At 53.6% G+C, this 26988-nt stretch carries 31 protein-coding genes and 2 pseudogenes; 18 read left to right on the forward strand and 15 right to left on the reverse strand.

Annotated features, from left to right (window positions below):
* Positions 1-99 precede the first annotated feature (99 nt).
* The 4 genes from flhC to otsB form a co-directional block, all read right to left on the reverse strand.
* Positions 100-678, reverse strand: a complete 579-nt coding sequence (flhC, locus tag ABVR31_RS10955) for a flagellar transcriptional regulator FlhC (RefSeq protein WP_021506282.1) — start codon at positions 676-678, stop codon at positions 100-102.
* Entirely contained in the window at positions 678-1028 is a 351-nt protein-coding gene (gene flhD, locus ABVR31_RS10960) for a flagellar transcriptional regulator FlhD (protein WP_021506283.1), read from the reverse strand. Before flhD ends, flhC begins: the two co-directional genes overlap by 1 nt.
* A 1028-nt stretch (positions 1029-2056) precedes the next feature.
* Complete coding sequence (gene otsA / locus ABVR31_RS10965) at positions 2057-3493, reverse strand: alpha,alpha-trehalose-phosphate synthase (protein ID WP_088515882.1); 1437 nt, start codon at positions 3491-3493, stop codon at positions 2057-2059.
* Positions 3490-4278, reverse strand: a complete 789-nt coding sequence (otsB, locus tag ABVR31_RS10970) for a trehalose-phosphatase (protein ID WP_021506285.1) — start codon at positions 4276-4278, stop codon at positions 3490-3492. The genes otsA and otsB overlap by 4 nt, the downstream gene beginning before the upstream one ends.
* Before the next feature lie 354 nt (positions 4279-4632).
* Between otsB and umuD the strand changes: the two genes are divergently transcribed.
* Positions 4633-5064, forward strand: coding sequence for a translesion error-prone DNA polymerase V autoproteolytic subunit (gene umuD, locus ABVR31_RS10975; RefSeq protein ID WP_058757656.1), 432 nt, complete (start codon positions 4633-4635; stop codon positions 5062-5064).
* Here umuD and ABVR31_RS10980 read toward each other — a convergent pair.
* A complete protein-coding gene (locus ABVR31_RS10980; protein ID WP_372772746.1) occupies positions 5061-5966 on the reverse strand; it encodes a LysR family transcriptional regulator in 906 nt (301 codons plus the stop codon). The genes umuD and ABVR31_RS10980 overlap by 4 nt on opposite strands.
* A 132-nt stretch (positions 5967-6098) precedes the next feature.
* Here ABVR31_RS10980 and ABVR31_RS10985 point away from each other — a divergent pair, with 132 nt between their 5' ends.
* Positions 6099-6875 (forward strand): DeoR/GlpR family DNA-binding transcription regulator, encoded by a 777-nt coding sequence (locus tag ABVR31_RS10985; RefSeq protein WP_372772748.1) that lies wholly within the window; start codon positions 6099-6101, stop codon positions 6873-6875.
* Between the two features lie 105 nt (positions 6876-6980).
* Here ABVR31_RS10985 and ABVR31_RS10990 read toward each other — a convergent pair whose 3' ends face one another.
* Entirely contained in the window at positions 6981-7634 is a 654-nt protein-coding gene (locus ABVR31_RS10990) for a hypothetical protein (RefSeq protein WP_058769674.1), read from the reverse strand.
* A gap of 374 nt (positions 7635-8008) precedes the next feature.
* Between ABVR31_RS10990 and ABVR31_RS10995 the strand changes: the two genes are divergently transcribed.
* The 4 genes and pseudogenes from ABVR31_RS10995 (at position 8009) to ABVR31_RS11010 (ending at position 10784) form a co-directional block, all read left to right on the forward strand.
* The gene (locus tag ABVR31_RS10995; protein WP_031279201.1) at positions 8009-8299 is read left to right on the forward strand and encodes a hypothetical protein; all 291 of its coding nucleotides are present in this window, start codon (positions 8009-8011) and stop codon (positions 8297-8299) included.
* A 719-nt stretch (positions 8300-9018) separates the two neighbouring features.
* Positions 9019-9822: a class D beta-lactamase gene (gene blaOXA, locus ABVR31_RS11000; protein WP_372772751.1), complete on the forward strand. Its 804-nt coding sequence runs from the start codon at positions 9019-9021 to the stop codon at positions 9820-9822.
* A 213-nt stretch (positions 9823-10035) separates the two neighbouring features.
* Positions 10036-10131: pseudogene (locus tag ABVR31_RS11005) on the forward strand (glutathione transferase GstA); the annotation flags it as partial.
* 176 nt (positions 10132-10307) lie between these two features.
* On the forward strand, positions 10308-10784 hold the full coding sequence (locus ABVR31_RS11010) for a glutathione peroxidase (protein WP_372772753.1): 477 nt from the start codon (positions 10308-10310) through the stop codon (positions 10782-10784).
* A gap of 87 nt (positions 10785-10871) precedes the next feature.
* On the opposite strand, the gene ABVR31_RS11015 is transcribed toward ABVR31_RS11010, so the two are convergent.
* Entirely contained in the window at positions 10872-11402 is a 531-nt protein-coding gene (locus tag ABVR31_RS11015; RefSeq protein ID WP_136547191.1) for a GNAT family N-acetyltransferase, read from the reverse strand.
* Between the two features lie 192 nt (positions 11403-11594).
* Positions 11595-11921 carry a helix-turn-helix domain-containing protein gene (locus ABVR31_RS11020; RefSeq protein WP_058757707.1) on the reverse strand — a complete coding sequence of 109 codons (327 nt, stop codon included), beginning with the start codon at positions 11919-11921 and terminating at the stop codon, positions 11595-11597.
* A 205-nt stretch (positions 11922-12126) separates the two neighbouring features.
* Between ABVR31_RS11020 and ABVR31_RS11025 the strand changes: the two genes are divergently transcribed.
* On the forward strand, positions 12127-12906 hold the full coding sequence (locus tag ABVR31_RS11025; RefSeq protein WP_371220962.1) for an SDR family oxidoreductase: 780 nt from the start codon (positions 12127-12129) through the stop codon (positions 12904-12906).
* 266 nt (positions 12907-13172) lie between these two features.
* Here the strand turns inward: ABVR31_RS11025 and ABVR31_RS11030 are convergent, their stop codons facing one another.
* Entirely contained in the window at positions 13173-13775 is a 603-nt protein-coding gene (locus ABVR31_RS11030; protein ID WP_058757649.1) for a helix-turn-helix transcriptional regulator, read from the reverse strand.
* Between the two features lie 43 nt (positions 13776-13818).
* Between ABVR31_RS11030 and ABVR31_RS11035 the strand changes: the two genes are divergently transcribed.
* Complete coding sequence (locus ABVR31_RS11035) at positions 13819-14505, forward strand: B3/4 domain-containing protein (protein ID WP_372774025.1); 687 nt, start codon at positions 13819-13821, stop codon at positions 14503-14505.
* A 29-nt stretch (positions 14506-14534) separates the two neighbouring features.
* Positions 14535-15428, forward strand: coding sequence for a dihydrodipicolinate synthase family protein (locus ABVR31_RS11040; RefSeq protein WP_372772756.1), 894 nt, complete (start codon positions 14535-14537; stop codon positions 15426-15428).
* 141 nt (positions 15429-15569) lie between these two features.
* Here ABVR31_RS11040 and ABVR31_RS11045 read toward each other — a convergent pair whose 3' ends face one another.
* The gene (locus ABVR31_RS11045; protein WP_372772758.1) at positions 15570-16289 is read right to left on the reverse strand and encodes a type 1 glutamine amidotransferase; all 720 of its coding nucleotides are present in this window, start codon (positions 16287-16289) and stop codon (positions 15570-15572) included.
* Positions 16290-16407: 118 nt separating this feature from the next.
* Here ABVR31_RS11045 and ABVR31_RS11050 point away from each other — a divergent pair.
* A pseudogene (locus ABVR31_RS11050) lies at positions 16408-17181 on the forward strand (helix-turn-helix transcriptional regulator).
* Between the two features lie 288 nt (positions 17182-17469).
* Here ABVR31_RS11050 and ABVR31_RS11055 read toward each other — a convergent pair.
* A complete protein-coding gene (locus ABVR31_RS11055) occupies positions 17470-18831 on the reverse strand; it encodes an esterase-like activity of phytase family protein (RefSeq protein ID WP_372772760.1) in 1362 nt (453 codons plus the stop codon).
* 287 nt (positions 18832-19118) lie between these two features.
* Here ABVR31_RS11055 and ABVR31_RS11060 point away from each other — a divergent pair, with 287 nt between their 5' ends.
* The 6 genes from ABVR31_RS11060 to ABVR31_RS11085 all read left to right on the forward strand — a co-directional run bounded on the left by ABVR31_RS11060 (position 19119) and on the right by ABVR31_RS11085 (position 22255).
* Complete coding sequence (locus tag ABVR31_RS11060) at positions 19119-19700, forward strand: LuxR C-terminal-related transcriptional regulator (protein WP_372772762.1); 582 nt, start codon at positions 19119-19121, stop codon at positions 19698-19700.
* Between the two features lie 229 nt (positions 19701-19929).
* Positions 19930-20442: a GNAT family N-acetyltransferase gene (locus ABVR31_RS11065; RefSeq protein WP_021506315.1), complete on the forward strand. Its 513-nt coding sequence runs from the start codon at positions 19930-19932 to the stop codon at positions 20440-20442.
* A gap of 275 nt (positions 20443-20717) precedes the next feature.
* On the forward strand, positions 20718-20885 hold the full coding sequence (locus tag ABVR31_RS11070; RefSeq protein ID WP_021506316.1) for a general stress protein: 168 nt from the start codon (positions 20718-20720) through the stop codon (positions 20883-20885).
* A gap of 186 nt (positions 20886-21071) precedes the next feature.
* Positions 21072-21269, forward strand: a complete 198-nt coding sequence (locus ABVR31_RS11075) for a hypothetical protein (RefSeq protein WP_031279223.1) — start codon at positions 21072-21074, stop codon at positions 21267-21269.
* Entirely contained in the window at positions 21269-22054 is a 786-nt protein-coding gene (locus ABVR31_RS11080; RefSeq protein ID WP_104092842.1) for a hypothetical protein, read from the forward strand. The genes ABVR31_RS11075 and ABVR31_RS11080 overlap by 1 nt, the downstream gene beginning before the upstream one ends.
* 78 nt (positions 22055-22132) lie before the next feature.
* Complete coding sequence (locus ABVR31_RS11085; RefSeq protein ID WP_255412066.1) at positions 22133-22255, forward strand: hypothetical protein; 123 nt, start codon at positions 22133-22135, stop codon at positions 22253-22255.
* Between the two features lie 48 nt (positions 22256-22303).
* On the opposite strand, the gene ABVR31_RS11090 is transcribed toward ABVR31_RS11085, so the two are convergent.
* Positions 22304-24655, reverse strand: coding sequence for a phosphoketolase (locus tag ABVR31_RS11090; protein ID WP_372772765.1), 2352 nt, complete (start codon positions 24653-24655; stop codon positions 22304-22306).
* 282 nt (positions 24656-24937) lie between these two features.
* On the opposite strand from ABVR31_RS11090, the gene ABVR31_RS11095 reads away from it, so the two are divergent.
* The gene (locus ABVR31_RS11095; protein WP_072208616.1) at positions 24938-25237 is read left to right on the forward strand and encodes a hypothetical protein; all 300 of its coding nucleotides are present in this window, start codon (positions 24938-24940) and stop codon (positions 25235-25237) included.
* Positions 25238-25430: 193 nt separating this feature from the next.
* Positions 25431-25631 (forward strand): hypothetical protein, encoded by a 201-nt coding sequence (locus ABVR31_RS11100; protein WP_088515891.1) that lies wholly within the window; start codon positions 25431-25433, stop codon positions 25629-25631.
* A gap of 31 nt (positions 25632-25662) precedes the next feature.
* On the opposite strand, the gene ABVR31_RS11105 is transcribed toward ABVR31_RS11100, so the two are convergent.
* From ABVR31_RS11105 to ycgZ, 3 genes are all read right to left on the reverse strand, one after another.
* Complete coding sequence (locus tag ABVR31_RS11105) at positions 25663-25929, reverse strand: biofilm development regulator YmgB/AriR family protein (RefSeq protein WP_058757637.1); 267 nt, start codon at positions 25927-25929, stop codon at positions 25663-25665.
* A 53-nt stretch (positions 25930-25982) separates the two neighbouring features.
* The gene (locus ABVR31_RS11110; RefSeq protein ID WP_058757636.1) at positions 25983-26273 is read right to left on the reverse strand and encodes a hypothetical protein; all 291 of its coding nucleotides are present in this window, start codon (positions 26271-26273) and stop codon (positions 25983-25985) included.
* 164 nt (positions 26274-26437) lie between these two features.
* A complete protein-coding gene (gene ycgZ / locus ABVR31_RS11115) occupies positions 26438-26683 on the reverse strand; it encodes a regulatory protein YcgZ (RefSeq protein ID WP_021506325.1) in 246 nt (81 codons plus the stop codon).
* Positions 26684-26988 lie beyond the last annotated feature (305 nt).

The raw sequence follows: 26988 nt of genomic DNA on the forward strand, positions 1-26988 counted from the left end.
AGTTAAGCCAGAGAGCCGCAGGTGTTATTCACAGGGTGTGGGCAAAAAAAAAGCAGCGGTATTAACCGCTGCTGGATGCTTTCCACGATGCGAACAAACTTAAACGGCGCGTTTAACCTGTTCATCCAGCAGTTGTGGAAAGGTATCGGCAGAATCTGCAGAAAGTTTACGTCTTTTTACGGCACGTGATGGCGGCTGGCACAGGCTGCAAACAAAGCTGCCCGGCGGCTGATGCGCGTGGTTGATGAAGCTTCCGCCACAGCATTTACAGTCAGACAATTCCAGCATGCCACTTTCAACAAATCGCACCAGGGTCCAGGCGCGGGTCAGCGCCAACAGCGGGCCCTCGTCCGATTGCGGACACTGCTCAAGATACAGGCGATACGCTTTGATAACCGCCTCTACGCCACTGCTCAGCCGGGTTTTCAGCAGAAACTGCCAGGCGTTGCAGAACATCGACGCATGAATATTTTGTTCCCAGGTCATGAACCAGTCGGTAGAGAATGGCAGCATGCCTTTCGGTGGTGGTGCCCCACGCAGCTCTTTGTACAGTTTAATCAGGCGACCGCGGCTCAGCTGGGTTTCACTTTCCAGCATCTGCAGTCGTGCGCCCAGGGTAATCAGCTCCATTGCCAGCTGAATATCACGCGCTTCCTGAACAATACTTTTTTCGGTCATTACACCGCCCTCTTTTTAGCAGAGACATCATCTTTCGATGCGCTGCGCAATAAACGGCTGGATAATAAAATACCGGTGTGGATTTGCTGCAAATCATCCACACGTGATTCCTGCGTTAAACGGTTAATAAGATTGTGATCGGTAAAGCGGAACTGGCAAACAAGTTGATTGGTTTCCGCTAATTTTACCATCTCAGGTAAAGTCAATTGCTGCAATGCATCCGCCATTGGCTCATCGATACCTAAACGAAACATTGCTGAAGCTTTTTCCTGGTTTATCAAACGCTGTGCAAGCAATAAATATGACAGATTGATGTCATATATGTGTTTTAGTAATTCTGATGTACCCATTTTTTTCCATCCTGATAGACGCGACATATATACGGCCACAGAATTATGTGTTCTATGGTTCGGGTTGCTGGTTGGTAAATCTAAAGATGGCAAAAAATAATCAGGCATAAGCCAACGCGTACTGAACTGTTTCACTTCCCACCGGGATATTGATCAGTAGTAGTCAAAACTCCAGGCCAATCTTTTCTTGAGTTGTAACCATCTTCCGTGACGTCTGCTTACAGTTTTTTAAGACTAATCCGAAAACAAGGCAAATCTATATCGTCTGATTTCGACATACAACGTGATTGGTATGAAATTTTAGATAAAGTGTGATCTGCGTCACACTTTTAAGGCAAATTTTTCAAGTGAAGCTTCAGTAATGCTTTTCTGTTGTTCTTTTTTTGAGCGATTTTGAAACGTTTCGCTAATATTTCACAGGAAAAGTCTGAATTTTGAAGTGTGTCGCAGATCGCCGCCATGGGACGATCTTTTATCTGCTACGTTGGCTTTAGGCAAAGACAAGGCCCCGAAATAAACCAAAAAGGCAGCATAAAACACCAAAAATCGCCGTAATTATTCGCTTTTAAATTAATCACTTACAGGGAATATTGCCAAGCAGGACTAATGGCGCTGTGCTAGCGAAGCGTGAAGAGTGGATGCAGCGCGCTTGTGGTGTGTAAAGAGTTTGTAGGGAGGGTTTAGCGAGTCACAAGGGATGTAACAGCACGTTACATTAGCGATATGAATGAATTGACTAACTAACACACTGATGTATTAGAACTATCGGCCTGGCCAGCCAAATCTTTAGGGTCGGAAGGAAAAATTCAGCGTTTCAGTGCTTAACTGGCTTAATTTTAACCAATTCGTGCGTTTTTTGGTGCCGGGTCAGCGGGTTAGCGCTTAACAAAATGAAATCGATTTCATTCGGTGAGGATATCGCGTGAAAACGCTACGCAGCACGGTCCTGCCTGCGTCGTCTGACGGATACCTCTCCCGCGTACGGGAGAGGCATTGCCTGAGGGGAAAATCGCGCCTTGCGGAGCTAATTACGCCAGCTTCTGAAACGTCGCGACCTTGTTATCGCTACCGTGGCTGGCGCTGCGTGCCGGCAGCGTGTTCAGATCGTTCAGGAAGCTTTCGCGCCAGTGCGAAATGTCCTGCTTACGCAGCACGGCCATCATGTCGTTATAGCGCGAGATACGCTCGGTGCGCGGCATGGTCAGCGCGCGGTCCAGCGCCGCCGCCACATCATCACGATCGTACGGGTTAACGATTAGCGCAGAAGTTAGCTCGTTAGCCGCTCCGGCAAAGCGCGACAGCACCAGCACGCCCGGATCGTCCGGATCCTGCGCCGCGACATACTCTTTCGCCACCAGGTTCATGCCGTCACGCAGCGGCGTAACCAGCCCCACGTCGGTCAGGCGGAAAATCTTCATCAGCAGGCGGCGATCAAAATGCTGGTTGAGATAGAAGAGCGGCGTCCAGCCCAGCGTGCCGTATTTACCGTTAATGCGCCCCGCTTCTGTTTCCAGCTGGTGACGAATATCCTGATAGGCCTGCACGTCGCCGCGCGAGGTCGGCGCAATCTGTGAGTAGCGGATTTTGCCGCGGTGCTGCGGGAAGTTTTCCAGCAGCGCTTCATAGGCAAGGAAACGCTCCGGCAAGCCTTTGGAATAGTCGAGACGCTCACAGGCGATAATGTTCTGCAAATCGCCCAGCTCACGCTTCATCGCGGCCATCTTCGGTGGCAGCGGCCCTTCCGCCATCTCTTTAATGCTGTCCGGCTCGATACCGATAGGGTAAACCTCGGTCATAAAGGTATTGCCAAAGGCGCGATGCTTCTTCTCGCCTTTATTCTGCAGCTGCGTCAGCTGGCTCAGGCTGTCGAGAAACGCCACGCGATCGGATTCTGTCTGGAAACCCAGCAGATCGTATTCACACAGCATTTCCAGCAGTTCCTGATGCGGCGGCAGCGCATTGAAAATTTCCGGCGTCGGGAACGGGATATGCAGAAAGAATCCGATTCGGTTATTGATGCCCTGTTTACGCAGTTCAGCGGCAAACGGCAGCAGGTGGTAATCGTGGATCCACAGGATATCGTCCGGCTTGATCAGCGGTTTCAGCCGCTGCGCCAGCAGGGTATTCACGCGGCAGTAGCCTTCCCAGGCTTCACGCTGGTACTGCACCAGATCGAGGCGATAATGGAACGCGGGCCAGATCACCGTATTCGAAAACTGGCAGTAGTACTGATCGTAATCGTTTTGATTGAGGGGGAATGAGGCATAGGTAATGCCGTCTTGTTCGATCTGGGTAAGTTCCTCATCTTCTTCACCGGAAAACTCACTGATCTCTCCGTTCCAGCCAAACCACAATCCTCCGGTGGTCTGCAGCGCATCCAGAATGCCGACGGCGAGACCGCCTGCGTTGGTTTTGCTTCCATCAGGAATAGCGATACGGTTAGATACGACGACTAAACGACTCATAACCTAAACTCCTTACCGACGTTGTCATGTTCTAGTTGTAATAATAGTTGTTCCAGCCAGTGCCAGACCGCTGCCACATCGGGCAGACGATAGCGCGCCTGGCTTGGACCTTCACCGACCTTGACCGAGATGCCGTGCATGGCATTGACTGCAAGAAAGCCTTTCTCATCGGTCAGATCGTCGCCCACAAATACCGGAATGCGACCGGTAAATGGCGCTTCCTGCATAAATTCGCGTACCGCAGCACCTTTATCGATGCCCTGCGGTTTCAGTTCCACCACGCATTTACCTGGCTGCAGCGCCAGCGCCGGAAAGCGGGTTACCGCCTCTTCGGCCAGCTGCATGATGGCGTTTTCATACTCTGGCGCGTTGCGGTAGTGCAGCGCAAAGGCCATGCCTTTCACTTCCAGCAGCGTACCGGGCCACTGGTCAAGGGTCTGCTGCAGTTCAACCTGCAGCGTTTGCGCCACCTCATCGGGCAGCGACTGACGATGCAGATGTCCGCTGGCATCGCGGCGCTCAGCGCCGTGCACGCCCGCCGCCGGGGCTTCCAGCGGCGCGACCAGCTCATCCAGCTGGCTGATCGGACGGCCGGAAACCAGCGCCAGCGCGCCGTGACTTAAATTAGAAATTTGTTGCAGATGCTGGCGCACCGATGCGGGGATGGAAACCGACTCGGGCTGCGACTGAAGCGCGGCCAGCGTGCCGTCAACATCAAAAAAGAAGGCGTAAAGTCCGCCACTTAGCGACGGCAGGGTGCTGTTCTCATTAACCGCAGGGGTCACGTCTCCTCCTGTATCTGAACGTAAACGGGCAGTCTGTTCGCAGGCAGGAAGTGAGGAGGTTTTTCCGTAAACACGGGAATCGAAAGGGTAACGCTCCAGAACTAAACGAAATTTTCATCAACACTGCAACCGCACTACGAACATCGGCAACATTAAGTGTAGACAACAATTGAAGTTTCGCCAGACGGGCGCACAGAGTGCTTAGCGAAGAGTGCACTTTTCAGCGGTTTGCGCGGCAAAAAACTGAATTCTGCTGTTTTTCATACGCTTCGCTTTTTTTACCGCAGGCAGACTTGATCATAGCAAAAATCGCCTGATACTGTATATAAAAACAGTATCTATGGAATATTCGCTATGACGCGTTTCTTTTTGCCACAGCTTTCACCGCCTTCGCGCTCCCGCCCGCTATTCCTTGACGCGGTGCACGGCGGTTTCCCCTCGCCCGCTCAGGACTACATCGAGCGCCAGATTGATCTCAATGAGCTGCTGGTGACCCGCCCGAGCGCCACCTATTTTGTGCGCGTCGAAGGCGACTCGATGCGCGATGCCAATATCCGCGAAGGCGACCTGCTGGTGGTCGACAGCTCACTCAATGCCCGGCACGACGACATCGTGATCGCCGCCATCAACGGCGAGTTCACCGTCAAGCGGCTGCAGACGCATCCCTGCGTACAGCTGATGCCGATGAATCCGCGCTATCAGCCCATCCGGCTGCGTGAAGAGGAGGAGCTGGAAATTTTTGGCGTGGTGACGTTTATTATTTACGCCGCACGCATCCAGCGTTAGCGCATCGTTTCGGCACGGATCATCTCAATCAGCCGGCGTAAACCCGGGTGCAGCTGGCGTCGGTCGGGGTAATACATCACCAGCGGTTCGTCTTCACTGCACCAGTCCGTCAGCCCGCGCACCAGCTGCCCGCTCGCCAGCTGTGCCTGTACGTAGCGCTCCGGGCAGTAGCCGAGACCGTAACCGCCGGCGACCGCATCAATAATCATGTCGCTCTCATTGAGCGTCAGCGTGCCCGGCACATCGACCTCATACGCCACCTTGCCCTGCGCCAGCGGCCACTTATACAGCGTGCCATTGCCAAGGCGCATGCGAATACAGCGATGGTTGCGCAGATCGTCCGGATGCTGCAGCGGCGGCGCGTCGCGCAGATAATCGGGTGACGCCACCACGATCCAGTGCAGTTTGGGCGTCAGCGGCATGGCGATCATATCTTTCGGTACGCTGGCGCCGTAGCGGATCCCGGCGTCATAGCCGCTGCCGATGATATCCACCAGATTGTTATCCACCGTAATTTCCAGACTGAGCTCCGGATAGGTCGCCATAAAGCGCGCCAGGATCGGCCGAAACAGCAGCTGCCCGGCATCACGCGGGATGTTCAGCCGCAGACGGCCGCTGGGTGATTCGCGGTACAGGTGCAGATCGTTCAGCGCCAGCTCAATCTGCGCAAAGCCGGTTTCCAGATGGCGCAAAAAAGCGGCACCGGCGTCCGTCGGCACCACCGCCCGGCTGGTGCGGTTGAGCAGGCGTACGCCAAGACGCGCTTCAAGACTGCGCAACGTGTGGCTGATGGCCGACGTGGTGACCCCCAGTTCCAGCGCGGCGAGGCGGAAGCTCTTGCGCCGGCAAATCAGCAGAAAAACATTCAGATCGGCCAGTTCATTACGTTGCAGGGCGGGCATTTTCGTGTCTCCTGACTCATTGCCTCGTTGAATCTGATTCAACTTTAGATGAGCTATCATAGCGAAGCTGCCGTACCGGACGCTATGCACGCGTGGCACGGCAGGCAAAACGTCACTTTTAACCCCGAGCTCATGATGCTGCCCGAAGACCGAAAAGACGCTATTTATCGCTACCTGTTTGCGAAACGATCGGCCACCATTCACGAACTGGCCACGCTGATGGCGGTGTCGGCGATGACCATCCGCCGCGATATTAAATTCCTGCAGGACGCCGGCCTGGTGGTCGGCATACACGGCGGCGCCAGGCTGCCTGCCGTGGTCCATCAGGCATTGCCGTATGTGGAGAAGGCACAGCTGAACGTGCACGCCAAACAAAGCCTTGGCCGTTATGCCGCATCGCTGGTACAGGATGGCCAGGTTGTCTACCTCGATGCCGGTACCACCAGCTATGAAATTGCGCGTGCGTTAGGCGATCAGGCAAGTCTCACCGTGCTGACTAACGACTTTACGATTGCCGCCTGGCTGATGCGTCACAGCCACATCACGCTATTTCATACGGGTGGCAAAGTCGATAAACGGCATATTGCCAGCGTGGGTGCCATGGCAGCGACCGCCCTTGCCGCGTTCAATATTGATCTGGCCTTCCTCAGCGCCAGCGCGTGGGATGTCACGCACGGCCTCTCGACACCCGACGAAGACACCTTGCTGGTGAATCAGGCGGTGCTGGCCGCCTCAGCGCAGCGTTATCTGGTGGCTGACAGCAGCAAATATGGTCGTTACAGCGTGTATTCCGTGTGTAAGCTGCAGCAGCTGGACGGTGTGATCACCGATGACGATTGCCCCTGTGCTGCCGTTGAGGAGATGAAACAGCGTGGTATTCGTCTGCACCGGGTAAATCGCCGCGGCTGAGCGGCTCTTTGCGCATCCCGGTAAATAGCATTAATTAAAAAGGAGGCGCGAATGCCTCCGGTGGCTACAGGGAAATCACATCAACTATTTATTATGGGGCACGGTTTACGGCGTAGGGGCGACTTTAGGATTGGAGCTGAACCAGCCGCGGCGATCCTGCCAGTTGCCATATTCATCAACAATCGCCCCTTTACTGTTGGCCATCAGGAAATGATAGCTCTCCAGTTTTTTCAGCGACAGCGTTTCGCCCTGATGCTGAATGACGACATTGTGGCTTTGCACCGGACCAAAACTTTTCGGCGTCGGCGGAATATCCGCTGATGCGGCGCCAATCTCTGAGAAGTTATATACCCAGCCATCGAGGACGCGCCACGATTCATGTTTTGCCGGACGTGCCGGCGGCGCGCTAATCGGCATGTGTCGATGCTCCGGAATCATCTGATTCGGCAGCAGATACATGGTCATGGCGTAATAACCGTAATCCAGATTATTGACCCAGGTGATGCTGGCCAGGCCAACATGCTGATAATCGCCCAGCCCGAAATCATTGACCCACAGCTGCTGGCGCATGGCCGGCGTCAGCGTATGACCGTAAGAAGCGAGCAGTTGCGCTATTGCATCTTTCGCCACCTCTTTCTGGAAGACGCCATTTTTATAGAAATCTTTATTGGTATAAACGTGATGCGGCTGAGCCGCAACGGATGCGGTGGCATTGAGCGCCAGTAAGGCCGCAGCGAACGCCAGAGCAGGTTTTGTCATAATTCACCTCCTGTTTATGACAGCCATGTTGATGCAAATAAAAATTTTACCGGCCGGTAAAACGCAAGGGTGGCCAGCGCGGAGAACAGAGTTGCAGATGGCGATACGGAGGGGAAATTCATTTAGAGAATCGGATCTATCTAATTATCAGATACGGCTGTGCTTTTTTGTGATTATTAACAAATAATCACAGGCTATTCTGCCCGGCAAAGCATCCAGCTGCTGGCGGGCGCAATTTATCAGCTGCTAAAGAAATTCTTAAAATGTTGGTTGCGCTCGCAATTGTGACAGGCGCGCGGCCAATTGTGTTTGACCTGCTTTTCACATCAATGCACACTGGCGGGCGTGAAAAACGGCAGATGAAGAGCCAAGAGATGTTGCAGAATTATAGTCAGCGCGTCCATTTCTATTACTGCATTCTGGTTGCGTTAAAACTCTATGTGAACAGCAAGAAGTCCGGCGGCGTACGCGGGAAAAATAACTTTTTGCTGAAGTGGTTACGCAACGCGCAAAACAACACCATCTTTCATCCTGATATCACCAGTGAAATTGAATGGCTGCGCGGCAAAATTATCAGCGCCGGACCGGATGCCGATTTAGAACCGATGCTGCAATACGTTTACGAGACAGCAAAACGCGCCGAAACGCTGCGTCTCGGGCCGTAATCGCACGGGCTGCGCATGGCATTACCCCTGTCTGCAGGCAAAAAAGGGGGCAACGCGCCCCCAACCACTACAAAAATTTCATCCCTGACGCCCTGGTGCGGATTCCCTTCCGGCTGGCGCTAATTCTCTTCACACTGGCTACGCGTTACAGGGTTAGCACCAGCACGCTGATCAATAACCAGCAGCCCGCGCAAAATGCGCCCGCCGCCACCCAGGTTAATGCCCGGGTATTTAAATGACAGATATCGCGTTGCCAACGTTTAACCGGCTGCATAACCACTCCTGAAAATACATTCTCATTATGCCTGGCAGAGGATTGCCGTGAACTGAGGATAAGCTTGTCACGTATTAATATCCCTGACCATCGGATGTGCTTACCGATTGTGTAGGCGCAGGACTACATCCCATTAATTACCGCTTATATCGCCGTCGAGACGAAAAATGCCGCAGGTGTGCAGATCGCAATAGCGTCTTTTTCGCGCCGTTTGTCATCCGGAAATACGGTTTCGCATCGTTTAGTTTTCCTAAAAAACAGGCGCAGATTAAATCGTTTTTATTTATCCCCGCTCAGGGTTATTAATAAGCACACCGGACGCGATAATTTGCAGATGATAAAGGGATGTGGCGTGACCAGTCTCTTGATGCACGGCCAGACCGCGTTCAGTGCCCTTTCTCAGGGTGTAAATTACGTTAGCATTTAACTTTGGATCCAATCATCAATGAAAACCCGTCTGGCCGTTATGGCCTCTGTTGCTGCGATATTATTTTCACAGCAGGCATTCGCCAAAAACCTGTGCACCCTGATTGTTGACGCTGAGTCAGGCAAAGTCCTGCTGGAGAGTGGCAACGACTGCAGTAGAGAAGTCACACCCGTATCCACCTTTAAAATAGCCATCAGCCTGATGGGATTTGATGCCGGCGTGCTGAAAAATGAAAAGGAACCCGCCTGGGATTACCAACAAGGATACCCGGACTGGGGCGGTAAAAACTGGATGAATAAAATCGATCCCACGGCATGGCTAAAATATTCGGTCTTCTGGTATTCGCAGCAGGTTGTTAAAAAAATCGGGCAACATCGCTTTGAAGACTATGTAAAGGCGTTTGCTTACGGAAACGAAGATGTTTCCGCCGTTGACGTCAGCGCCCCCGGTCAGAATGGGGTGTGGGTTATGTCATCCCTGCAGATCTCACCGGTTCAGCAGATTGGCTTTTTAAGGAAAGTCGTTAACCGTGAGCTGCGCGTAAACAAGCATGCCTATGACATGACAGATAATATTACCCGCTACGACGTCAGCGTTAAGGGCTGGACGGTGCACGGCAAAACAGGAACCGGCTCACCGGGGAAAAATAATCAATACGATCCGCACCATGCCTATGGCTGGTATGTCGGCTGGGCGACCAAAGACAGGAAAAAAATTGTTTTTGCCAAACTGATTCAGGATGAACAGGTGTTAACGCCGAATGCTGGCCTGAGAGCACGTGACGAAGTGTTGAAGCAGATGTCGGCGGTCATTGCGCCGTGATGGCATAACACATGGATGTCACGGATTTTATTAACCTCCCGGTTTTCATGCGGCTGACAGATTGCGGCGAGGCCCTTCATTATGAAACTGACGGTTAGCCAGCAAATAAATTGACCTCCGGACCGCCGCTTATCTTTCTTTACGCAGCGTCGTCAGCAGTGACTGCGCAGCAACAGAAGATTGACCGGATGGCGAACACACCAGTCCAAACTGACGGTGAATCGCTGGCCTGCGCTACTGGCGTATATGGCACGGATCAATGCGCGCCCTGCTGTGCAGACGGCGTTGCTGGCAGAGGCGTCTGAGTGAGACTGGCAGACAGAGTTTTGTGCCGGCGATCAGGCTCTGTCTGCAAGGTTAGATGTCAGTGTTATTGTGACAACGGCGCGCAGAAAGTTATGCTGTGCGCGCCAGGCTATGCAGCCCGCTATTGGGCCCGCGTGGCAACATCAACATCGAACCTGTGCTGTTTTGAGGACACTGACATGCCCCCTTTTTATCAGTTTTCGGCCACCAGCCTGACCGGTCAACCTATCTCTATGGCCGACTACGCTGGCAAAGTGGTTCTGGTGGTGAATACCGCCAGTCATTGCGGCTTCACGCCCCAGTACGCCGGCCTTGAAGCGCTCTATCAGAAATATGCCGCACAGGGTCTGGTGGTGCTTGGCTATCCCTGCAATCAATTCGGTAAGCAGGAACCGGGAAACGCTGATGACATCTCACAAACCTGTCATGTTAATTACGGGGTGAGCTTCCCGATGTTCGGCAAAGTCGAGGTTAACGGCAGCGCAGTGCACCCGCTATTTCGCTATCTGAAAGCGGAACTCCCCGGCGTGCTGGGCGGACGGATTAAGTGGAATTTCACCAAGTTTCTCATCGGACGCGACGGCCAGCCGCTGAAACGCTTTGCACCGATCACGTCCCCGGAGAAAATGGAAGCCGCGATACTCGCTGCACTTTAAGGTGGAGCGTTACCGGATTCGCAGCATTAATTTTAGAGCACAGCGGAAATTAATGGTATCCGGCGGGAGACAGTGTGCCCCGCATATTTATTTTTTATTCCACTTGTCCTGAGTCAAGGTGAAAAGCAAGCTTGGGGGCGCACTTTTCACATCATGAATTTCTCGTAAGTACTGCAATCCTGCCCTGGTTAGAACTTTTTGCGAGGCCAGATGATTTGCCCGTACTACAGCAGATATTTCAGCCAACTTTATTTCACCAAAACCATAGTCGACCGTATACTTAGCAAACTCTGTCGCCAGCCCTTTTCCCCATGCCTCTGTAGAGAAGCGATATCCAAGGTTATTGATTGATAAATCGGCATAGCTCCTGATGCTGAGTCCGCCAAAACCAATGACTCTCCCCGGATTGTCCGTCAACGCGATCGCCCAATTACCGAAACCGTACGTTTCCCAGTGCTGAAGCCAGCGAGCCAACACCTGACGTGCATAATCAATATCGGGATACGGACCTGCGGGATTGAAGGTATTTGTAGCAGGGTCGCCATAAATTCTGAAAAGATCATCAGCGTCAGATTCAATTACCGTTCGTAGATGAAGTCGTGTCGTATCTGCCTGCAAAGAAACCTCCTGAACTTACCGTTTATAAGCCACGTTTTCTTACTATTTTATCGCGGGGCAATCCCGGGTTCATAACAGGGACGTTAAATTTAATTTTATGAAATTCTCAGTCACGACGAATAAAAGCACGCTTTATACCCTAAACACCAGCCTGAACAGGTTAAATTTGATCAGGCTCAGCGTCCTGGCTGGTTAAGTCGGGCGTTTTTCCGCCCATTTCAGCATGGCATCAAGAGCAGGACAAAGTGCCTGTCCCCATTCAGTGAGTCGATATTCCACTTTGGGTGGCACCTGAGGATACACCATCCGCGACACTATATCGTCGGCTTCCAGCTGTCTCAGTTGTTGCGCCAGCATCTTCTGCGAAATACCGGGAATTAATTTTTCAAAATCTGAATAGCGCTGTACTTTGCCGTCGAACAGATGAAAAAGGATGATTAATTTCCAGCGCCCTTCCAGCAGTTGAATAACCTGCTCCACTCCGCTTGCGGCTGATTCCGGACTGTATAACTTACTCATCATTCAGTAACTCACTTTTTTGTGCGTACTTGTCAATTTAACAGTCTATGTGGAATATGACCGTACTGTAAACAAAGGGAGTACAGGTCTATGCCATTCACATTACGGCTTGCTATTTATGACGACTTCGCGCTCAGCAAGGGTGGCGATATTGCCAGCATTACTGATTATTGTACTGCCACATCAACAGACCGGAGATTCTCCAATGCCATGTGATCTCGATTTCCACGGTAAACGCATATTGGTCACTGCGGGTACCAAAGGTGTGGGTAAAGCGGTAGTTGGGCTATTCAAACAGCTGGGTGCAACAGTATTAACAACCGCACGCCACGCATCCGCAGAATGTAGGGCAGACGCCTTCGTAACGGCAGACCTGACCACGGTTACAGGGTGTAACTCAGTCGCGGAAGCCGTTCAGACACATCTGGGAGGCGTCGATATCATTGTTCATGTGGCCGGCGGTTCTACCGCACCCGGTGGTGGCTTTGCAGCATTGGGTGAAGAGGAGTGGCAACAGGAGCTCAATCTTAATCTTTTGCCCGCGGTACGTTTAGATCGTGCGCTGTTGCCTGCCATGCTGCAGCAGGAGGGCGGAGTGATCATCCATGTCACTTCTATCCAGCGAGAACTGCCCTTACCAGAATCAACCACGGGTTATGCAGCAGCGAAAGCGGCGCTGTCAGCCTACAGTAAAAGCCTGTCGAAAGAGGTTGCGTCGCAGGGGGTTCGGGTGGTTCGCGTGGCACCCGGCTGGATCGAAACCGAAGCTTCCGTGGCCATGGCGGAACGGCTGGCGCAGCAGGCAGGAACAGATTACGAAGGTGGTAAGCAGATCATCATGAAGGCACTTGGCGGTATTCCGCTGGGACGCCCTTCCCAACCCATTGAGGTAGCTAATCTCATTGTCTTCCTCGCATCATCTTATGCTGCCGCGATCACCGGTACTGAATTTGTCATTGATGGCGGTACTATTCCAACGGTGTAGTCAGATATCCTCATCGATCCATTCGGGTAGCGATCCGGATATTTTATATACCTTAATAAGGCGCCAGCGGCTATTAGATCAAGCCATGTGCGATATCGACCTGGCCGCTGTGTGATATTCCCCCGACTCTTTGTCGCTAATATTCGCTCCTCGCTCATGGCGAATACACAGTCCGCCTGGTGGCAGAAACGGACATGAATAGCGAAAACAAAGGATAATTATTTGCGCACAAATCAGGGCTTCTTTGGCCGTCCATTGAAAAACGTTTATGACGCTTTTTCATTTACCGTCATGATAAAGTTCAGCGTGTTTTCTCCCTGGTTTGCGTAGAAATGTGGAACATCGGTTTTGGCTGTAACGGAGGATCCCGCCGTTACCTGAAATACGCTCTCTTTCACGCCAAGCGTGAGGGTTCCGGATTTTACGTGCAGTAGCTCCAGCGTGCCTGAGGTATGCCCGGGTGATTCAAACTTTTCGCCTGGCCGCATTTCCCACAGCCACAGCTCAAGCATATCGGGTCCACCTGAGCCGGCCAGCAGCCTGGCGCTTCCCCCTTTGTCTCCTGTCCAGAGTTCGGGGATGTCCGTATCAGCGATGATGTGCACATCAGGCCTGGCGCTGACATCAACAAAATCCGCCACGGACACGCCCATGGCAGCAGCAAGCCGGCATAACAGCGCAATGCTGGGATTAGCCTTGCACCCTTCTATCTCAACCAGCATCCCCTTACTGACACTGGCTTTGCGGGATAACTCATCGAGAGAAATTTTTCTTTGTTTACGAAACTGCTTAATCCGCAGGGATACGGCTTCATTAACCGTGTTGACATCTGCGCCGGCGAAGGTCACTAAATTGACTTTTTTGGTCATTGGTCGCTATTATGAGATAAAATGGTCATTACAGGATTATCGCGTGTTAATCGTTTCCCCGTCAATTTCCCCTGAAGTCTATCAAATCGCCCCCGGTTTTCGGGCGCTCAGCATCAGTGTACAGGCAGCGCCTGTGGTGAATCCGCACGCCGGGGTAACGGCACTGAAGGCGGCCTGTGAGGCGGTGCTGTCAGATTCCCCCGCCTGGGCTGAATCTCATCTGGCTGCATGGGCCGATGTGTTTCAGAGATTTGGTGCCAAACCCAAACGCACGCCCTGTTCTGCTGAGGCGCTACGCAAACGCGTGCTTCGCGATGGCACCCTGCCCGCGCTTGATCCGGTCGTTGATCTTTATAACGCTGTCAGTCTGCGTTATGCCGTGCCCGTAGGGGGAGAAAATATTGCCACGTACCAGGGTGCACCTCGCCTGACGGTGGCAACAGGCACGGAACCCTTTGATACCATGAAAGAAGGAGTTCTGGCGGTGGAGTATCCTGCGCCTGGCGAAGTCGTCTGGTGTGATGATGCCGGCGTAACCTGCCGTCGCTGGAACTGGCGGCAGGGAATCAGGACTCGCTTAAGCGTTGAAGCGCAACACATGTGGTTTATTCTGGAAAGTCTGCCGCAGATGCCGCCTGAGCAGCTGCATGAAGCAGGAAAGATGCTGACCAACGGCCTGGAAGAAATGATGCCCGGACGGCAGTGTAACGTCACCCTCATCGGCGACTAACACCTTTAACTCAGTTCTGGAGACTCTGCATGTTCACCGGCTTGTCTGCTTTCCCGTTAACGCCTGTCACCGCGCGTGGTGTCGATGAACAGGGATTCACGAAGATCCTGGCTCGCCTGACGGCAGCCCGTGTCGATTCTTTGGGTGTTCTGGGTTCAACCGGCAGCTATGCTTACCTGAGCAGGGAACAGCGCAAACGCAGCGCAACGCTGGCCCGTCAGGTTGCCGGGGAGATTCCCGTGATGGTTTGCGTGGGTGCTATAAGCACCGATGCCGTACTGCATCTGGCTGAAGATGCGCAGTCCGCAGGCGCGGATGCGCTGCTGCTGCCGGCGATGAGTTACCAGCCGCTGCGTAATGAAGAGGTGCATGCCCTCTTTGAGACGGTTACCCGCCATGCTTCAGTACCGGTTTGTGTTTATGACAACCCCGGAACCACGCATTTCCGTTTTACCGATGAACTGCTCGGGCAGCTGTCGTCACTGAAAGGGATTCGCTCAATTAAAATTCCGGGAGTACCGGATACCCCCATCGCTGCAGCTGAACGCGTTGCTGCATTACGACAACATCTTCGTCCTGGCGTGACCCTGGGTATTAGTGGTGACGCCAGTGCCGGGCTGGGGCTGAACGCCGGTTGCGAAGTCTGGTATTCCGTTTGCGGCGGTATCTTCCCGGAAACCGCTAAACAAATTACGCAGGCCGCAGCCATTAACGACGCTGAACGCGTTACTGCCTTAACTCACCGCCTTAAACCTTTATGGGATCTGTTCCGTAAGCATGGCGGAAGTCTCCGCGTGATCGCAGCGGCAGCAGGCATACTGCGGCTGACCGAAGCAGACTGTCTGCCTCGCCCCCTGTTACCCTTATCGGCCGCAGAGGTGGCAGAAGTAGCAGCAGTGATAGCCGCTCTGGACCTGAAGTAACGCGCCGGCGGAATCGGTCCTGCACCAGGACGTTGATAGAAAGTAGGGTTTGAAGGGTGCACAAAAGGTCATGGTGCCTGCATGTATCAGCTTCTGATAAAGAATGCCCGGAGATAAACATCTCCGGGCATAAAGCGGTGTTTAAGCTGATTTGTAACGCGCTTCGAGCTTATCCATGAAGCCAAAAAGTACCTGATTCATTTCGCTGTAATCGTGCGCACGAAGTTCTTCTGGCGTATGAACAAAGCGATACTCTGCGGCTCGGCTCAGGTCTTGCTGCGAATAAGCGATGAGCCGTTCTACAACATCCAGCGTCAGTTCCATGTGGCACTGAAAACCAAAGACGCGATCTGAATAGGAAACGATCTGGCGGGGACAGCCTTCGCTGTAGGCGATGATTTTTGCATCCGCGGTCAGGCCCGGCATGTCGTTATGCCAGTGACCGACCTCAAGCGACTTCGCAAAGTGAGAAAACAACGCATCCTCGCGAGCCTCTTCAGTTAGCGTGATCGGGAACTTACCAATCTCTTTTTCAGGGCTGTGAGCAAACGGCGCGCCCAGCGCCTCACCGATCAGCTGTGAGCCAAGGCAGATACCGATAACGGCTTTACCGGTTTTAACAGCAGCAGCAATCAGCGCCTGCTCGCCTTTCGCATCGAAGTGCGGACACTCTCTCTGGGTCGTGGACGGGTCCTGCGGACCGCCCATCACGATCAGGAAATCAATACCTTCGGCGTCCACGGGTAGCTCATCGCCTGCGTATACACGCGAGTAAGTCACCTTATGACCTTGATTTCTGGCCCATGTTTCATAAGCCCCTGGCGCTTCAAAACTTTCATGTACGATAAAGTGTACCCGCATAAGGATAGGCTCCTGTTATACCTGTGATAATCTGACCGATAAACGACACACTCATCCAGTGAGTTGGTACACCGGATGGTTTCGAGGCAGCATCATAGTTGCAGGACCCTAATCTGAAATGCCAGGTAGTATAGATAAAGCGCCAAGACATGAAGCATCCACTGGCTGGTCCGGCACAGCGATTAGCTATCAGCGAGGAGAAACCGATCCTCCTCATCATCACCTTGAAGGGCAACTCCTCTATGCAACCAGAGGCGTTATGCTGGTCGAAACGGAAAACAACCGCTGGGTTATCCCCCCTCAGCGTGCATTGTGGCTACCGCCTCTGCAGATACATAGTTACAATCTGCTGTCTCACACAGATCTCAGGGCCGTCTATTTCAGTGGCAGCCTTATCGCGGAATGTACAAATTTTGCGAAGAGTGACTAGGTGCATGTCATTACGGCTACGCCACTGGTGAAAGAACTGATAACCGGTCTGTTCAGTGATAACTACAACAGACCGAGCCAGCGGAAAATGGCACTGTTGCTTCTGGAAATACTCAGCGAAGCGCCTTCTCTTACTGCGGAACTTCCAATGCCACGTGATGAGCGATTATTCTCTGCGGCCAGAGAACTTGTGGTAAATCATCGCTGGGAAATACCACTGAGCGATCTGGCTTTTATCGCGTCAATGTCTGAACGTACTTTTTCGCGATTGTTTATTAAGGATACGGGTTTTAGTTTCAGAACCTGGAAGCAAAGAGCAAGAATTTATGCTTCGTTAGATCTCCTTGCGAATAACATCCCTATCAAACAGGTCGCTTATAAGCTCGGTTTTTCATGTCCGGCTGCCTATACCGCTGCTTTTCGTTCCATCCTGAATGCAACGCCGCGCGATTATTTGCCTTAATCTATGAATCAATGCCTGCTTCTCACTCCAGACAGACATTTTCCTGTGAGTCAGTCTGCCTTATCCCAGGAACTGACGCTGCCGTTTCAGGCCATTTAATGGCTGCGCGCTGTGTCAGGGTAAATTTATCAGGCGATGTCTCTTAATCACCTGAGCAATAGCCACCCTGAGTTTCCACATCCTGTTAAACACGAGGCCGCGATGACCTCCCCGATGACACAACGGGGGGGCATTCAGCCTTTAGCATTTTCGGGCTGGCACCGGTGTTCAGCGCCAGCACGGCAGCCTCTACGGTTGCAGCGGTTCCGCCAGCGTTATGATAAACAACTCACTGTCCGAGCTGGCTTTATCCAGCGGCTTCACGCTGATGGTGGTGGCAACCGGCTTATCATCTACGGTCAGCTTCCCCTGGTCGTTGACCCGATAATGCTTGCGCTTCTTACCTTCCACCGGATTTTGCAGCACCATTTTGACGCCGAAGTCATTGTCATTGATGACCGCCAGCGTGTTGCTGTCGATCAGCGCCAGCCCTTCGGCCTTCTCCTGCTGCCAGCCGAGTTGACGCAGATCCACCACCCGCGTTTTCGTTGCCAGCACGATGCCGCGCTGCGCCAGCGTTTTTGCGTCGTCAAACTCCGGGTAGTCACCGGCCTTATCGAATGTGGCCAGATCGGTGGCCTGACTGAGATCCACCTTATAGATAAGGTTACGCATCGCGTCGTCTTTGTCGCTGCCCTGCTCAATCAGCAGGATGTGCTGATTATCGATCGCCACGATATCGCCAATTTTCGCGTCGCTGTTTTTACTGTACGCCTCACTGTCGATAGGGTAACCATACATCGCGGTTTTCCCGGTGGCCGGATCGAAGCTCACCAGGCGGGTAAAGCGTGCCTGCTTTTTACTTTTCCCGTTGATATCCAGCGTACTCTGCACCGCGGCGATGATGCGTCCATCCGGCATGCGCGTGATCCCTTCAAAGCCACGATTTGGCTGGCGCCATTTAAGAACGTTCGGCAGGCCACCTGCGATCGATTTTTCCCCTTCCATGGCCTGCGGCCCGTGAATCGCCAGAATCCTGCCCTGCTTATCAACGTTAATCAGGAACGGACCATACTCATCGCACAGCCAGTATCCGCCCTTCCCGTCCAGCGTAATGCCTTCCGTATCCAGACCCCGGTTATCGCCCTGCAGCACGTGCAACTTATCGCTTAGCGCGATTTCATTGGTTGACCCGATGACGCCATTCTGCAGCGGCAGGCCGTTAATATTGCCCTTTGCGTCGTGCAGCGGTCGGGCGTCCGTCGCCTGGGCTTTGCCGTTCTTCACCTGGATATTCATCAGCAGTGGCGCGAAGTCCGGCGTGACGAAAATTTTCGACTCCTGTTTACCCATGTCAGGCGAGTCGGCGTTCGGTCCGCGATCGGTGACGGTCACAAAGTTGAGCGTATCTCCCTGCCTGCCGGTAAACAGCAAACCGGAACCGATGCCTACCGGCAAACCCTCCGGAAACGCGCTGGCGAACGCACCGCTGTAGCTGACGCGCGTCCCCTGAGGAAAAGTGACGCTATAGCGTTCGGTTGGCGGCTGCGCCGCCAGCGTGGATAACGAGAGGGTACAACCGAGAACCAGGGGAAGCGTTTTTCTTTTCATATTATTCATGTCCATACAGAGGAGCTGACACCGTAAAGACTAAAAATGACAGGAAAATGAAATGGCAGAGCAACAGTGGCAGCTGACATCATCCCGGGCGATCTCCCCGGTTCGCCACCGTACCGGTTTTGCTTCATTCATCAGGAACCGGCTTGCCTGTTGTCCCCCTGCAGCTCAGCCATCCCAGACATTTCTCAGCCTTTTCCTACAACCTGACGCAGGCCGTCTGATATCGGCTCAGCGCGGTTTCCGTTCAAATGGGTTAACCGCGAGTACAGGAGGAAACAATGCTGAACATCTTCACTATGGATAGCGACCGCTGGATTACGGAAGGTCTGCGCCTCTACTTTTCCGGGCAGATGATAAGCTGCCTGACGCTCACCTCGCCGGATGACCCGATCCCTACCGGACGCGGGCGTAACGTGGTGATCAGCGAACTGCATTTTGCCAGTAAAAATCTGGAAGAGACGCTGCGTAGTCTGCTGCTGATACAGCTCAAAACACCGGGCGTCGAGCTGGTGATTCTCACCGACATCAGCGATGAAGCCGTGCTGAATTACGTGGCCCGCCACCTGAAAAAAGCGCGGATGCTGAGTAAAAAATGCCCGCTGGCGACACTGGTCAGTGCGGTGCTGACGCCGGAAAACGTTGCCGCCGTCGCCGCACCGCACGGCAACGCCGATGTGCTGACCGAGCGCGAGTTCACGCTGCTGCGCTGGCTGGCGGGTCCGCGCCGCATGACGGAGATAGGACATGCGCTGCACCTCAGCAATAAGACCATCAGCCACTACAAGAACACCATCTCACGCAAGCTGGGCTGTAAAAACCACATGGATTTTTACCATCGCCTCACCAGCTACGGCTTTTGATTCGCGCCTCCCGCCTCAATTCAGGATGTTCAGCCCGCTGGACATCCTGCGCCTGCCTCCTTTCCTGTTAAAAAATCAAGACATTCAGCCAACATCCTTACCGCAAAAGGGATGACACCCGGTTTGATTCGCGCATAATGACGGGTCACCTGTACGGGCAGGATGCCCGCTGACACCCCCCACTCTGCCGTAACGCAGGATAAAACATAAAAACTGAAGGAAGACTGGCATGGAATTCACCATACGCAACGCGCAGCCTGATGATGCCGAACTGCTGCATCAGCTGGGGCGCATGACCTACAGCGCCCACTTCAAACATATGTGGGTATCCGAAGCCGAGCTGGATGAATTCATCGATAAAGAGTACGGCCTGGCCGAACTGCGCAGCAGCCTGGTGGCGCCCAACGAGAGCTGGCTGATTGCCGAAACCAACAAACCCATCGGCTTTGCCAAAGTGACCTGGAACACGCCGGTACCGGACTCCGGCATGAGTGGTGCCCAGTTGAATAAGCTCTACCTCAACCCGCAGGAAACCGGTAAAAACTATGGCCGGCGCATGTTCGAAAGCATTATCCACGCCGCGCGCGATAAGCAGGAAGGCTATCTGTGGCTGGAAGTGATGGGCGAGAACGTGCGCGCACGCAAATTCTATGAAGCCTTTGGCATGCAGCACATCAAAGACATTCCTTTTATTACTGCTTCGCAGCAGAGCATCCTGCAGATTTTAGGCATGGTTATTTAGCGTGGCTCACGGCGCCGGGTCAACTGTCTGGCCCGGCCGGTTGGGTGCACTGGAGTGTTTCATTTTATTACTTCACCGCCGCAAAAGTTTTAAATAAGCGCAGCGACAGCGCAGAATTATTGTTATTTCAACAAACTAAGATAAAAAATAAAAACGCCCTTTTTATGCGCCGTCACGCTTGCAGAAATAGCACCAGCGATTAGTATTAAATACGCAACACGCACATGACAGCGCAACAACGTCATGTTATTTATTACTCATGAAGAGGATATATTATGACTCAGCATCGAGGCGGTTCAGGTAATTTCGCAGAAGATAAACAGAAAGCATCAGAAGCCGGTAAAAAAGGCGGACAGCACAGCGGCGGCAACTTTAAAAACGACCGCGAAAAAGCGTCCGAAGCCGGTAAAAAAGGCGGTCAGAGCAGCAATCGCGGCTCGTGATTAGCCGGCCAGCACAGGATGAGGCGGCCATGGCGCAGGGAGCGCGCCGTTACCCCCCGGATTATTGTCTTACCCTGCGCTGACTTTCCTCACGTTTAACAGATAACTCTGAAACCGCCTGAATCTGGCAGAAAACGTTATATGATCAATTAACTATTTATTGCCTTACAGGAACAGCCTGACGTGATATTGCGCTATTTTACCTCTCTTTTTTCCAGTCCGGAATCATTACTGCAGGTGATGAGCCGCCAGGATATTCGTGAATCCATTCAGGAAGGTGACCGAATTATTATTGACGAAGACGGTAACGCTTCGGTTAATCCCCTCAGTCCGCAGGTACAGCAGGACTTCGCCGATCATATTAAGCGCTTAAAGGATATCTGATGGGAACCGCGATATTTATGGTGCTGATGGTCTGCGGCTACTGGTACACCAGTCGCGATATGTCCAGCCGCCTGAAAATAAAACGCTCCTTTGGCTGGGACGTCTATTTTCTCATTGCGCTGTACGGCTGCATTTTTGTCGTTCAGGGCGTGGTCGCCACCGGCCTGGTCTGGCTGCTACTGCTGGCGGCCTCGGCCATCAATAACAGCCTGGCGCTGTCTGCCGATCTCCATGCGCGCTGGCACGTCGATTTCATGACATGGAGTTTTCTCGGCATTCAGGCACCGGTGGTGATCATGCTGGCGTTTGCCGTGCTGTTTTGTGTGTATCGTTCCAATTCCGGCAGCGCGCGGCTGACCGCCGGCAGTCGCAAAGAGCTATATCAGCGCCTGTCCCGCTCTAACGGTATTGAACAACTGCTGCTGCACTGCATGGAAGAAGGCGAACTGGCATGGGTCACGCTGAAATCGCGCCGTATCTACATCGGCATGATTCACGCTGCCACCTTTGAATATCCCAGCACCGCCAATATCGTGCTGATTCCGATGCTCAGCGGCTACCGCGATTCGCGCACGCTGAATCTGGCGATTGAGCATAACTACAGTCGCTGGTATCACCAGCACGAGATTAGCTTTGTCTCCAAACCCAAAAGCGCGCTGGAGTTCCGTAAGGTGCTGATGGTCGACCAGATTGAAAGCCTGTCGCTGTTCGATCCGGCCAGCGCCAGCGCACTGGCTATGGGGAAACCTCAGCACACAGAGAAGCGGCAGAATGTTCCGGGCTGAGCCGCGCAGCCACCCTTTACATCCGCGCAGCTGGCAACGGTGGCGCGGGTTCACATGGTAACCGTTAAGGAGTATACAATGACCGATCGTCCCGTTCACGGCGACCAGCCGGATTACGATCCGCGTAAAAACAGCCCCGACCAGAAGCCGAAAGATGACGAAACCAGCGCGCCTGAATCCGGGGATAAACAGGCCGAATAAACCATAAACCGCCTTCTCAGGCGGTTTTTTTTCGCGCCCGGGTCGGGGTTAGCCCGGCCACAGCCAGTCACGCACTTCCGGCACGTCTTCACCGTATTCGCGCACATAGCGATGGTGCTCCGCGATGCGCTGCTGTAGGTCGTCGAGCAATTCAGGATGGCGATCGGCCAGGCCCGGCACGTGCAAAATCGCCGCCTGCGCCAGATGATAGCGGTCCAGTTCGTTGAGCACCGTCATATCAAACGGCGTGGTGGTGGTGCCCTCTTCGTTGAATCCGTGCACGTGGAAATTGGCGTGATTGCTGCGCTGATAGGTCAGACGATGAATCAGGCTGGGATAGCCATGAAAGGCGAAAATTACCGGTTTGTCGCGGGTAAACAGCGCATCGAAATCCTCTTCCGACTTGCCGTGCGGGTGCTGCTGCTGCGTCTGCAGCGCCAGCAGATCCACCACGTTGACTACGCGAATGCGCAGCGTGGGCAGGTAGTTTCGCAGCAGATCCACCGCCGCCAGCGTCTCCATGGTGGGCACATCGCCGGCGCAGGCCATCACTACGTCCGGCTCGCCGTCATCGCTCGCCCAGCGCCATTCGCCCATACCCGCCTCGCAGTGGGCAATGGCGCTGTCGATGTCCAGCCACTGCGGTGACGGCTGCTTGCCAGCGACAATCACGTTGATGCGATCCCAGGTGCGCAGACAGTGATCGCCCACCCACAGCAGGGTGTTCGCGTCCGGTGGCAGATAGATGCGCACGATATCCGCCTTTTTGTTCGCCACGTGATCGATAAAACCGGGATCCTGATGGCTGTAACCGTTGTGATCCTGGCGCCAGACATGTGAAGACAACAGATAGTTGAGCGAGGAGATCGGCTGGCGCCAGCCCAGCTTGCGCGTCACCTTCAGCCATTTGGCGTGCTGATTGAACATCGAATCGATGATATGAATAAAGGCTTCATAGCAGTTGAACAGCCCGTGTCGTCCGGTGAGGAGATAGCCCTCCAGCCAGCCCTGACACTGATGCTCGCTGAGAATTTCCATCACCCGACCGTCACGCGCCAGCTGCTCATCATACGGTTCGATGTCTGCCATCCAGCTGCGGCTGGTGACGTCAAAGACCGGCGTCAGGCGATTCGAGGCGGTCTCATCTGGCCCGAACAGACGGAAGTTATCGGCGTTGCGCTGAAAAATCGCGCTGAGGTAGTGGCCGAACTGCTTAGTGGCTTCGCCGCGCTGGCTGCCCGGCGCGCCCGTGTCGAGCGCAAACTCGCGGATGTCCGGCGTGTTGAGCGTGCGGCGCAGCCGTCCGCCGTTGGCATAGGGTGAGGCACTCATGCGTTTATCCCCCTGCGGCGCCAGCGCACGCAGTTCCGGCCTGAGTTTACCCGCCTCGTCAAACAGATCGTCCGGCTGATAGCTGCGCAGCCACTGCTCTAACACCTGCCGATGCGACGCGTCTTCGCGACATGCCGCCACCGGCACCTGATGCGCACGCCAGAAATCTTCCACCTTTTTACCGTCCACCTCTTTCGGGCCGGTCCAGCCCTTCGGACTGCGCAGCACAATCATCGGCCAGCGCGGGATCGCCTGCTCTGTCTGGCCGCTGCGCGCCTGCTGCTGATAAGCGGCAATTTTATCAAACGCGTTATCCAGCGCTGCCGCCATCTGCTGATGCATGTCGGCCGGCTCGTGCCCGCAGACAAACAGCGGCTCATAACCGTAACCGCTGAACAGCTGCTGCAGATCGTCATCACTGCTGCGCCCCAGCAGCGTCGGGTTGGCAATTTTGTAGCCGTTCAGATGCAGAATGGGTAGCACTGCACCATCACGCTGCGGATTGAGGAATTTGATGCCGTGCCAGCTGGCGGCAAGCGGCCCGGTTTCGGCTTCGCCGTCACCAATCACGCAGGGTACGATCAGCTGCGGATGATCGAAAACCGCGCCAAACGCGTGCGACAGCGAATAGCCCAGCTCGCCGCCTTCATTAATCGAGCCCGGCGTTTCCGGTGCCGCATGGCTGGGAATGCCGCCAGGAAATGAAAACTGCTTAAACAGGCGCTGCATGCCTGCAGCATCTTCACTGACGTGCGGATAGATTTCGCTGTAACTGCCTTCGAGCCAGCTATTCGCCACCATGCCCGGTCCGCCGTGCCCCGGACCGCAGACGTACAGCAGATCCACCTCGCGCTGGCGGATGATGCGGTTGAGGTGCGCATAGATAAAGTTCAGGCCGGGCGTCGTGCCCCAGTGGCCAAGCAGTCGCGGCTTGATATGCCCGGGCTGCAACGGTTCGCGTAACAGCGGGTTGGCCATCAGGTAGATTTGCCCGACGGACAGATAATTGGCGGCGCGCCAGTAGCGATCGATCAGCGCCAGTTCATCGGCGGCACTCGGATTGGTCATGCCCTCTTCTCCTTTGGTTAGCCATCAGTTAACCCTAATAGAGGATAGGCGATGCTGCGAGCCAGACGGTATTTCTGCACTGTCGCTATTAGCCGCTGCGCTTATTCAATCTTTCACGCAAATATAAGCGCAGCGGTAAAAGCTGTACACGTAAATATTTTTTTCATTTTGTGCACTATTTAATGGGTCGTGACCCGCAAAACTGGCGCTTTTTCACTTTTGGTCTATTGTGCCTTTTACAGGTAATACCAGTAGAAAATAGAAAAATAAAAGGATCCTAAAATGGACTATAAAATGTTCGCTAACCGACTGCAGCAGTGGCCGCAGTTACATTTTACGGCGATTGAACTGCAGCAACGCGAGATGACCTGCGAGATCTACGCCACGGCGGCTGAGCACCAGACCATGAGCCAGCTGTTTATTTGTCGCGCCAGTGACGAAAAAAATGCACAGGAATTAATCAGACAGTACCGCAGCTGGCTGCATAAATTCAATCTCGGTCGCAGCAGGCGCGATAATTCCCGCCCGCCGCGCAGCGTGTCGGTGAATGTTCCGGGCGCAATAAGCGCAGCGCTAAAATAGAGTTATCGGCACGCTCAACCATTTTTTAGTTGCATGAATCTGCTACAGCAGCGTATTACTATTCGCGCAGCGTGATAACACCTGGCAATGTGTCTGACGAATAACCAGTGCCATTCTCACTGACAGCAGAAAAAGGTGTTGGGTTGTTATCACCTGTGTAACACTGTACGGATATACAAGTCCCGGAGGTGACGTGAAACAAGTTAACCGTCCTGCACCGGATCTGTATGCGCTGATAGGCATCGCGGTGACGGAATTTATCAGGGAAGGTAGGGTGTTCAGGATACATGACGTGACGCAGGTGCTGCATACGATGAAAGCAGACGCGCGTGATGAGGATTTCCGGCATCGCTGCGATGCCGCAATAAGGCTACTGGCAGATCTTATGCACTGAACCGATCCCCGCCTGCGCGGGGACCTCTGCGTCAGGCGTCGTCTGGCGTATAACCCACCACAATTTCCAGCGTTCTGCGCAGCACACTTGCCTGCGCTTCATCCTGTGTCGCTTCCAGCGCCATAATCAGACAAAGAATGATGGATTTGTTACTGACGCGGCCTTCGCTGGCCAGCACGCTACGAATGATATCATTCAGTACCGCAGCTTCTTCACTCAATGCCACTCCGGCATCGCGAAAATGCGCCGCCAGTTCCGTGTCCGGCAGCGCAGAATAGAGAGAGTGATTCTCCGACATCGTTCTTTTCCCGTACTGTGAGCAATACAGTCAGATTATAATTTAACGGTCAGTTAATGCTTGCGGCTGCCGCCAGCCTGACCGTTGTGGCCAAACAGCGGATGCACGTTATCGCGGTCCGGTTGTTCGCCACGCCGCTTTTGTCCAGCCGTCATGCTCGACCGGACTTCATCGATTGCCGTGCGAATCGCAGCCGCCTGCGCATCATCGCTGGCCTGCTGCTGCATAATATGGAGCTCATCCAGCAACGCCTGGGTGGTGACTGGCCCGGAACGCTGCAGCAGCGTTAACGCCGCTTCGCCGATGATCTCATCAATAAGAGTCTGGTATTCGCTTCTGTTCATATCATAATAAATCTCTGCATGCTGCCTGCCCCGACCGGGAACGCGACAGAAAAACAGCGCCGCTATCCTGCGGCGCGATACAGCCCGTCACAAGTCATACATGCAGTGATACGTTATCAGAATGGCGTTTTCGTGTGTACAACCTGGACGCTTACGCTTCGCTCTCAGCTTTCGCGCTCAAACAGCAGGCCAATCAGCTGGTGATAGTGGTGCTCTTCTTCCGTAGTAGAAGCGAGCTCCAGACGACGCAGCAGCTTAGTACACAGCGATTTACGGTTCAGATTACGGCCTTCACGCAGGATTTCGACCACGACCTGGCCCAGCGTCTCCTGCTGCGAAGGCAGCGTGGCTTTGCTAAAATAGTTGGCAATCGCCTCGACTGAGTTCGGAGTGTATCCGTTCTGGCGCATAAGTGACTCCCGTTAACATTAAGTTGTCAGAAAAATGTTCTGGCTAAGTTGTACAAGTTTTTCAAAATCTGTACAAGAGGATAAACAACTGAATGAGGGATTTTTGTTGCAAAAAGTGCTACCGAAAAGTTATTAAACCGAGCATAAAGTGAAATTTTTTAACATCGCCGCTGCCCGATCAGGTCCACACAAATAATGAGTCGCTGGCGTATTTCGTCATTATCAGTGCTACCAAATCTGCCTTTCGCTTATTTCCTCTCGCGCTGATAATCGTTACTGGTGGTTGCAGCCGTTGCGCTTAATAT

Source organism: Pantoea sp. WEP (assembly GCF_041678305.1).
GTDB lineage: Bacteria > Pseudomonadota > Gammaproteobacteria > Enterobacterales > Enterobacteriaceae > Pantoea > Pantoea dispersa.

What these genes read in the sequence shown, in the direction of transcription:
- ABVR31_RS11070 (WP_021506316.1), top strand. Translation starts at nt 20,718, where the DNA reads ATGACTCAGCATCGAGGCGGTTCAGGTAATTTCGCAGAAGATAAACAG.
- ABVR31_RS11010 (WP_372772753.1), top strand. Translation starts at nt 10,308, where the DNA reads ATGCCCCCTTTTTATCAGTTTTCGGCCACCAGCCTGACCGGTCAACCT.
- ABVR31_RS11085 (WP_255412066.1), top strand. Translation starts at nt 22,133, where the DNA reads ATGACCGATCGTCCCGTTCACGGCGACCAGCCGGATTACGATCCGCGT.
- ABVR31_RS11020 (WP_058757707.1), bottom strand. Translation starts at nt 11,921, where the DNA reads ATGAGTAAGTTATACAGTCCGGAATCAGCCGCAAGCGGAGTGGAGCAG.
- ABVR31_RS11065 (WP_021506315.1), top strand. Translation starts at nt 19,930, where the DNA reads ATGGAATTCACCATACGCAACGCGCAGCCTGATGATGCCGAACTGCTG.
- ABVR31_RS10995 (WP_031279201.1), top strand. Translation starts at nt 8,009, where the DNA reads ATGTTGCAGAATTATAGTCAGCGCGTCCATTTCTATTACTGCATTCTG.
- otsA (WP_088515882.1), bottom strand. Translation starts at nt 3,493, where the DNA reads ATGAGTCGTTTAGTCGTCGTATCTAACCGTATCGCTATTCCTGATGGA.
- ABVR31_RS11080 (WP_104092842.1), top strand. Translation starts at nt 21,269, where the DNA reads ATGGGAACCGCGATATTTATGGTGCTGATGGTCTGCGGCTACTGGTAC.
- ABVR31_RS11040 (WP_372772756.1), top strand. Translation starts at nt 14,535, where the DNA reads ATGTTCACCGGCTTGTCTGCTTTCCCGTTAACGCCTGTCACCGCGCGT.
- ABVR31_RS11030 (WP_058757649.1), bottom strand. Translation starts at nt 13,775, where the DNA reads ATGACCAAAAAAGTCAATTTAGTGACCTTCGCCGGCGCAGATGTCAAC.
- ABVR31_RS10990 (WP_058769674.1), bottom strand. Translation starts at nt 7,634, where the DNA reads ATGACAAAACCTGCTCTGGCGTTCGCTGCGGCCTTACTGGCGCTCAAT.
- ABVR31_RS11045 (WP_372772758.1), bottom strand. Translation starts at nt 16,289, where the DNA reads ATGCGGGTACACTTTATCGTACATGAAAGTTTTGAAGCGCCAGGGGCT.
- ABVR31_RS10985 (WP_372772748.1), top strand. Translation starts at nt 6,099, where the DNA reads ATGATGCTGCCCGAAGACCGAAAAGACGCTATTTATCGCTACCTGTTT.
- ABVR31_RS11105 (WP_058757637.1), bottom strand. Translation starts at nt 25,929, where the DNA reads ATGTCGGAGAATCACTCTCTCTATTCTGCGCTGCCGGACACGGAACTG.
- ABVR31_RS11060 (WP_372772762.1), top strand. Translation starts at nt 19,119, where the DNA reads ATGCTGAACATCTTCACTATGGATAGCGACCGCTGGATTACGGAAGGT.
- ycgZ (WP_021506325.1), bottom strand. Translation starts at nt 26,683, where the DNA reads ATGCGCCAGAACGGATACACTCCGAACTCAGTCGAGGCGATTGCCAAC.
- ABVR31_RS11025 (WP_371220962.1), top strand. Translation starts at nt 12,127, where the DNA reads ATGCCATGTGATCTCGATTTCCACGGTAAACGCATATTGGTCACTGCG.
- umuD (WP_058757656.1), top strand. Translation starts at nt 4,633, where the DNA reads ATGACGCGTTTCTTTTTGCCACAGCTTTCACCGCCTTCGCGCTCCCGC.
- ABVR31_RS11090 (WP_372772765.1), bottom strand. Translation starts at nt 24,655, where the DNA reads ATGACCAATCCGAGTGCCGCCGATGAACTGGCGCTGATCGATCGCTAC.
- ABVR31_RS11095 (WP_072208616.1), top strand. Translation starts at nt 24,938, where the DNA reads ATGGACTATAAAATGTTCGCTAACCGACTGCAGCAGTGGCCGCAGTTA.
- flhC (WP_021506282.1), bottom strand. Translation starts at nt 678, where the DNA reads ATGACCGAAAAAAGTATTGTTCAGGAAGCGCGTGATATTCAGCTGGCA.
- ABVR31_RS11110 (WP_058757636.1), bottom strand. Translation starts at nt 26,273, where the DNA reads ATGAACAGAAGCGAATACCAGACTCTTATTGATGAGATCATCGGCGAA.
- ABVR31_RS10980 (WP_372772746.1), bottom strand. Translation starts at nt 5,966, where the DNA reads ATGCCCGCCCTGCAACGTAATGAACTGGCCGATCTGAATGTTTTTCTG.
- blaOXA (WP_372772751.1), top strand. Translation starts at nt 9,019, where the DNA reads ATGAAAACCCGTCTGGCCGTTATGGCCTCTGTTGCTGCGATATTATTT.
- ABVR31_RS11055 (WP_372772760.1), bottom strand. Translation starts at nt 18,831, where the DNA reads ATGAAAAGAAAAACGCTTCCCCTGGTTCTCGGTTGTACCCTCTCGTTA.
- flhD (WP_021506283.1), bottom strand. Translation starts at nt 1,028, where the DNA reads ATGGGTACATCAGAATTACTAAAACACATATATGACATCAATCTGTCA.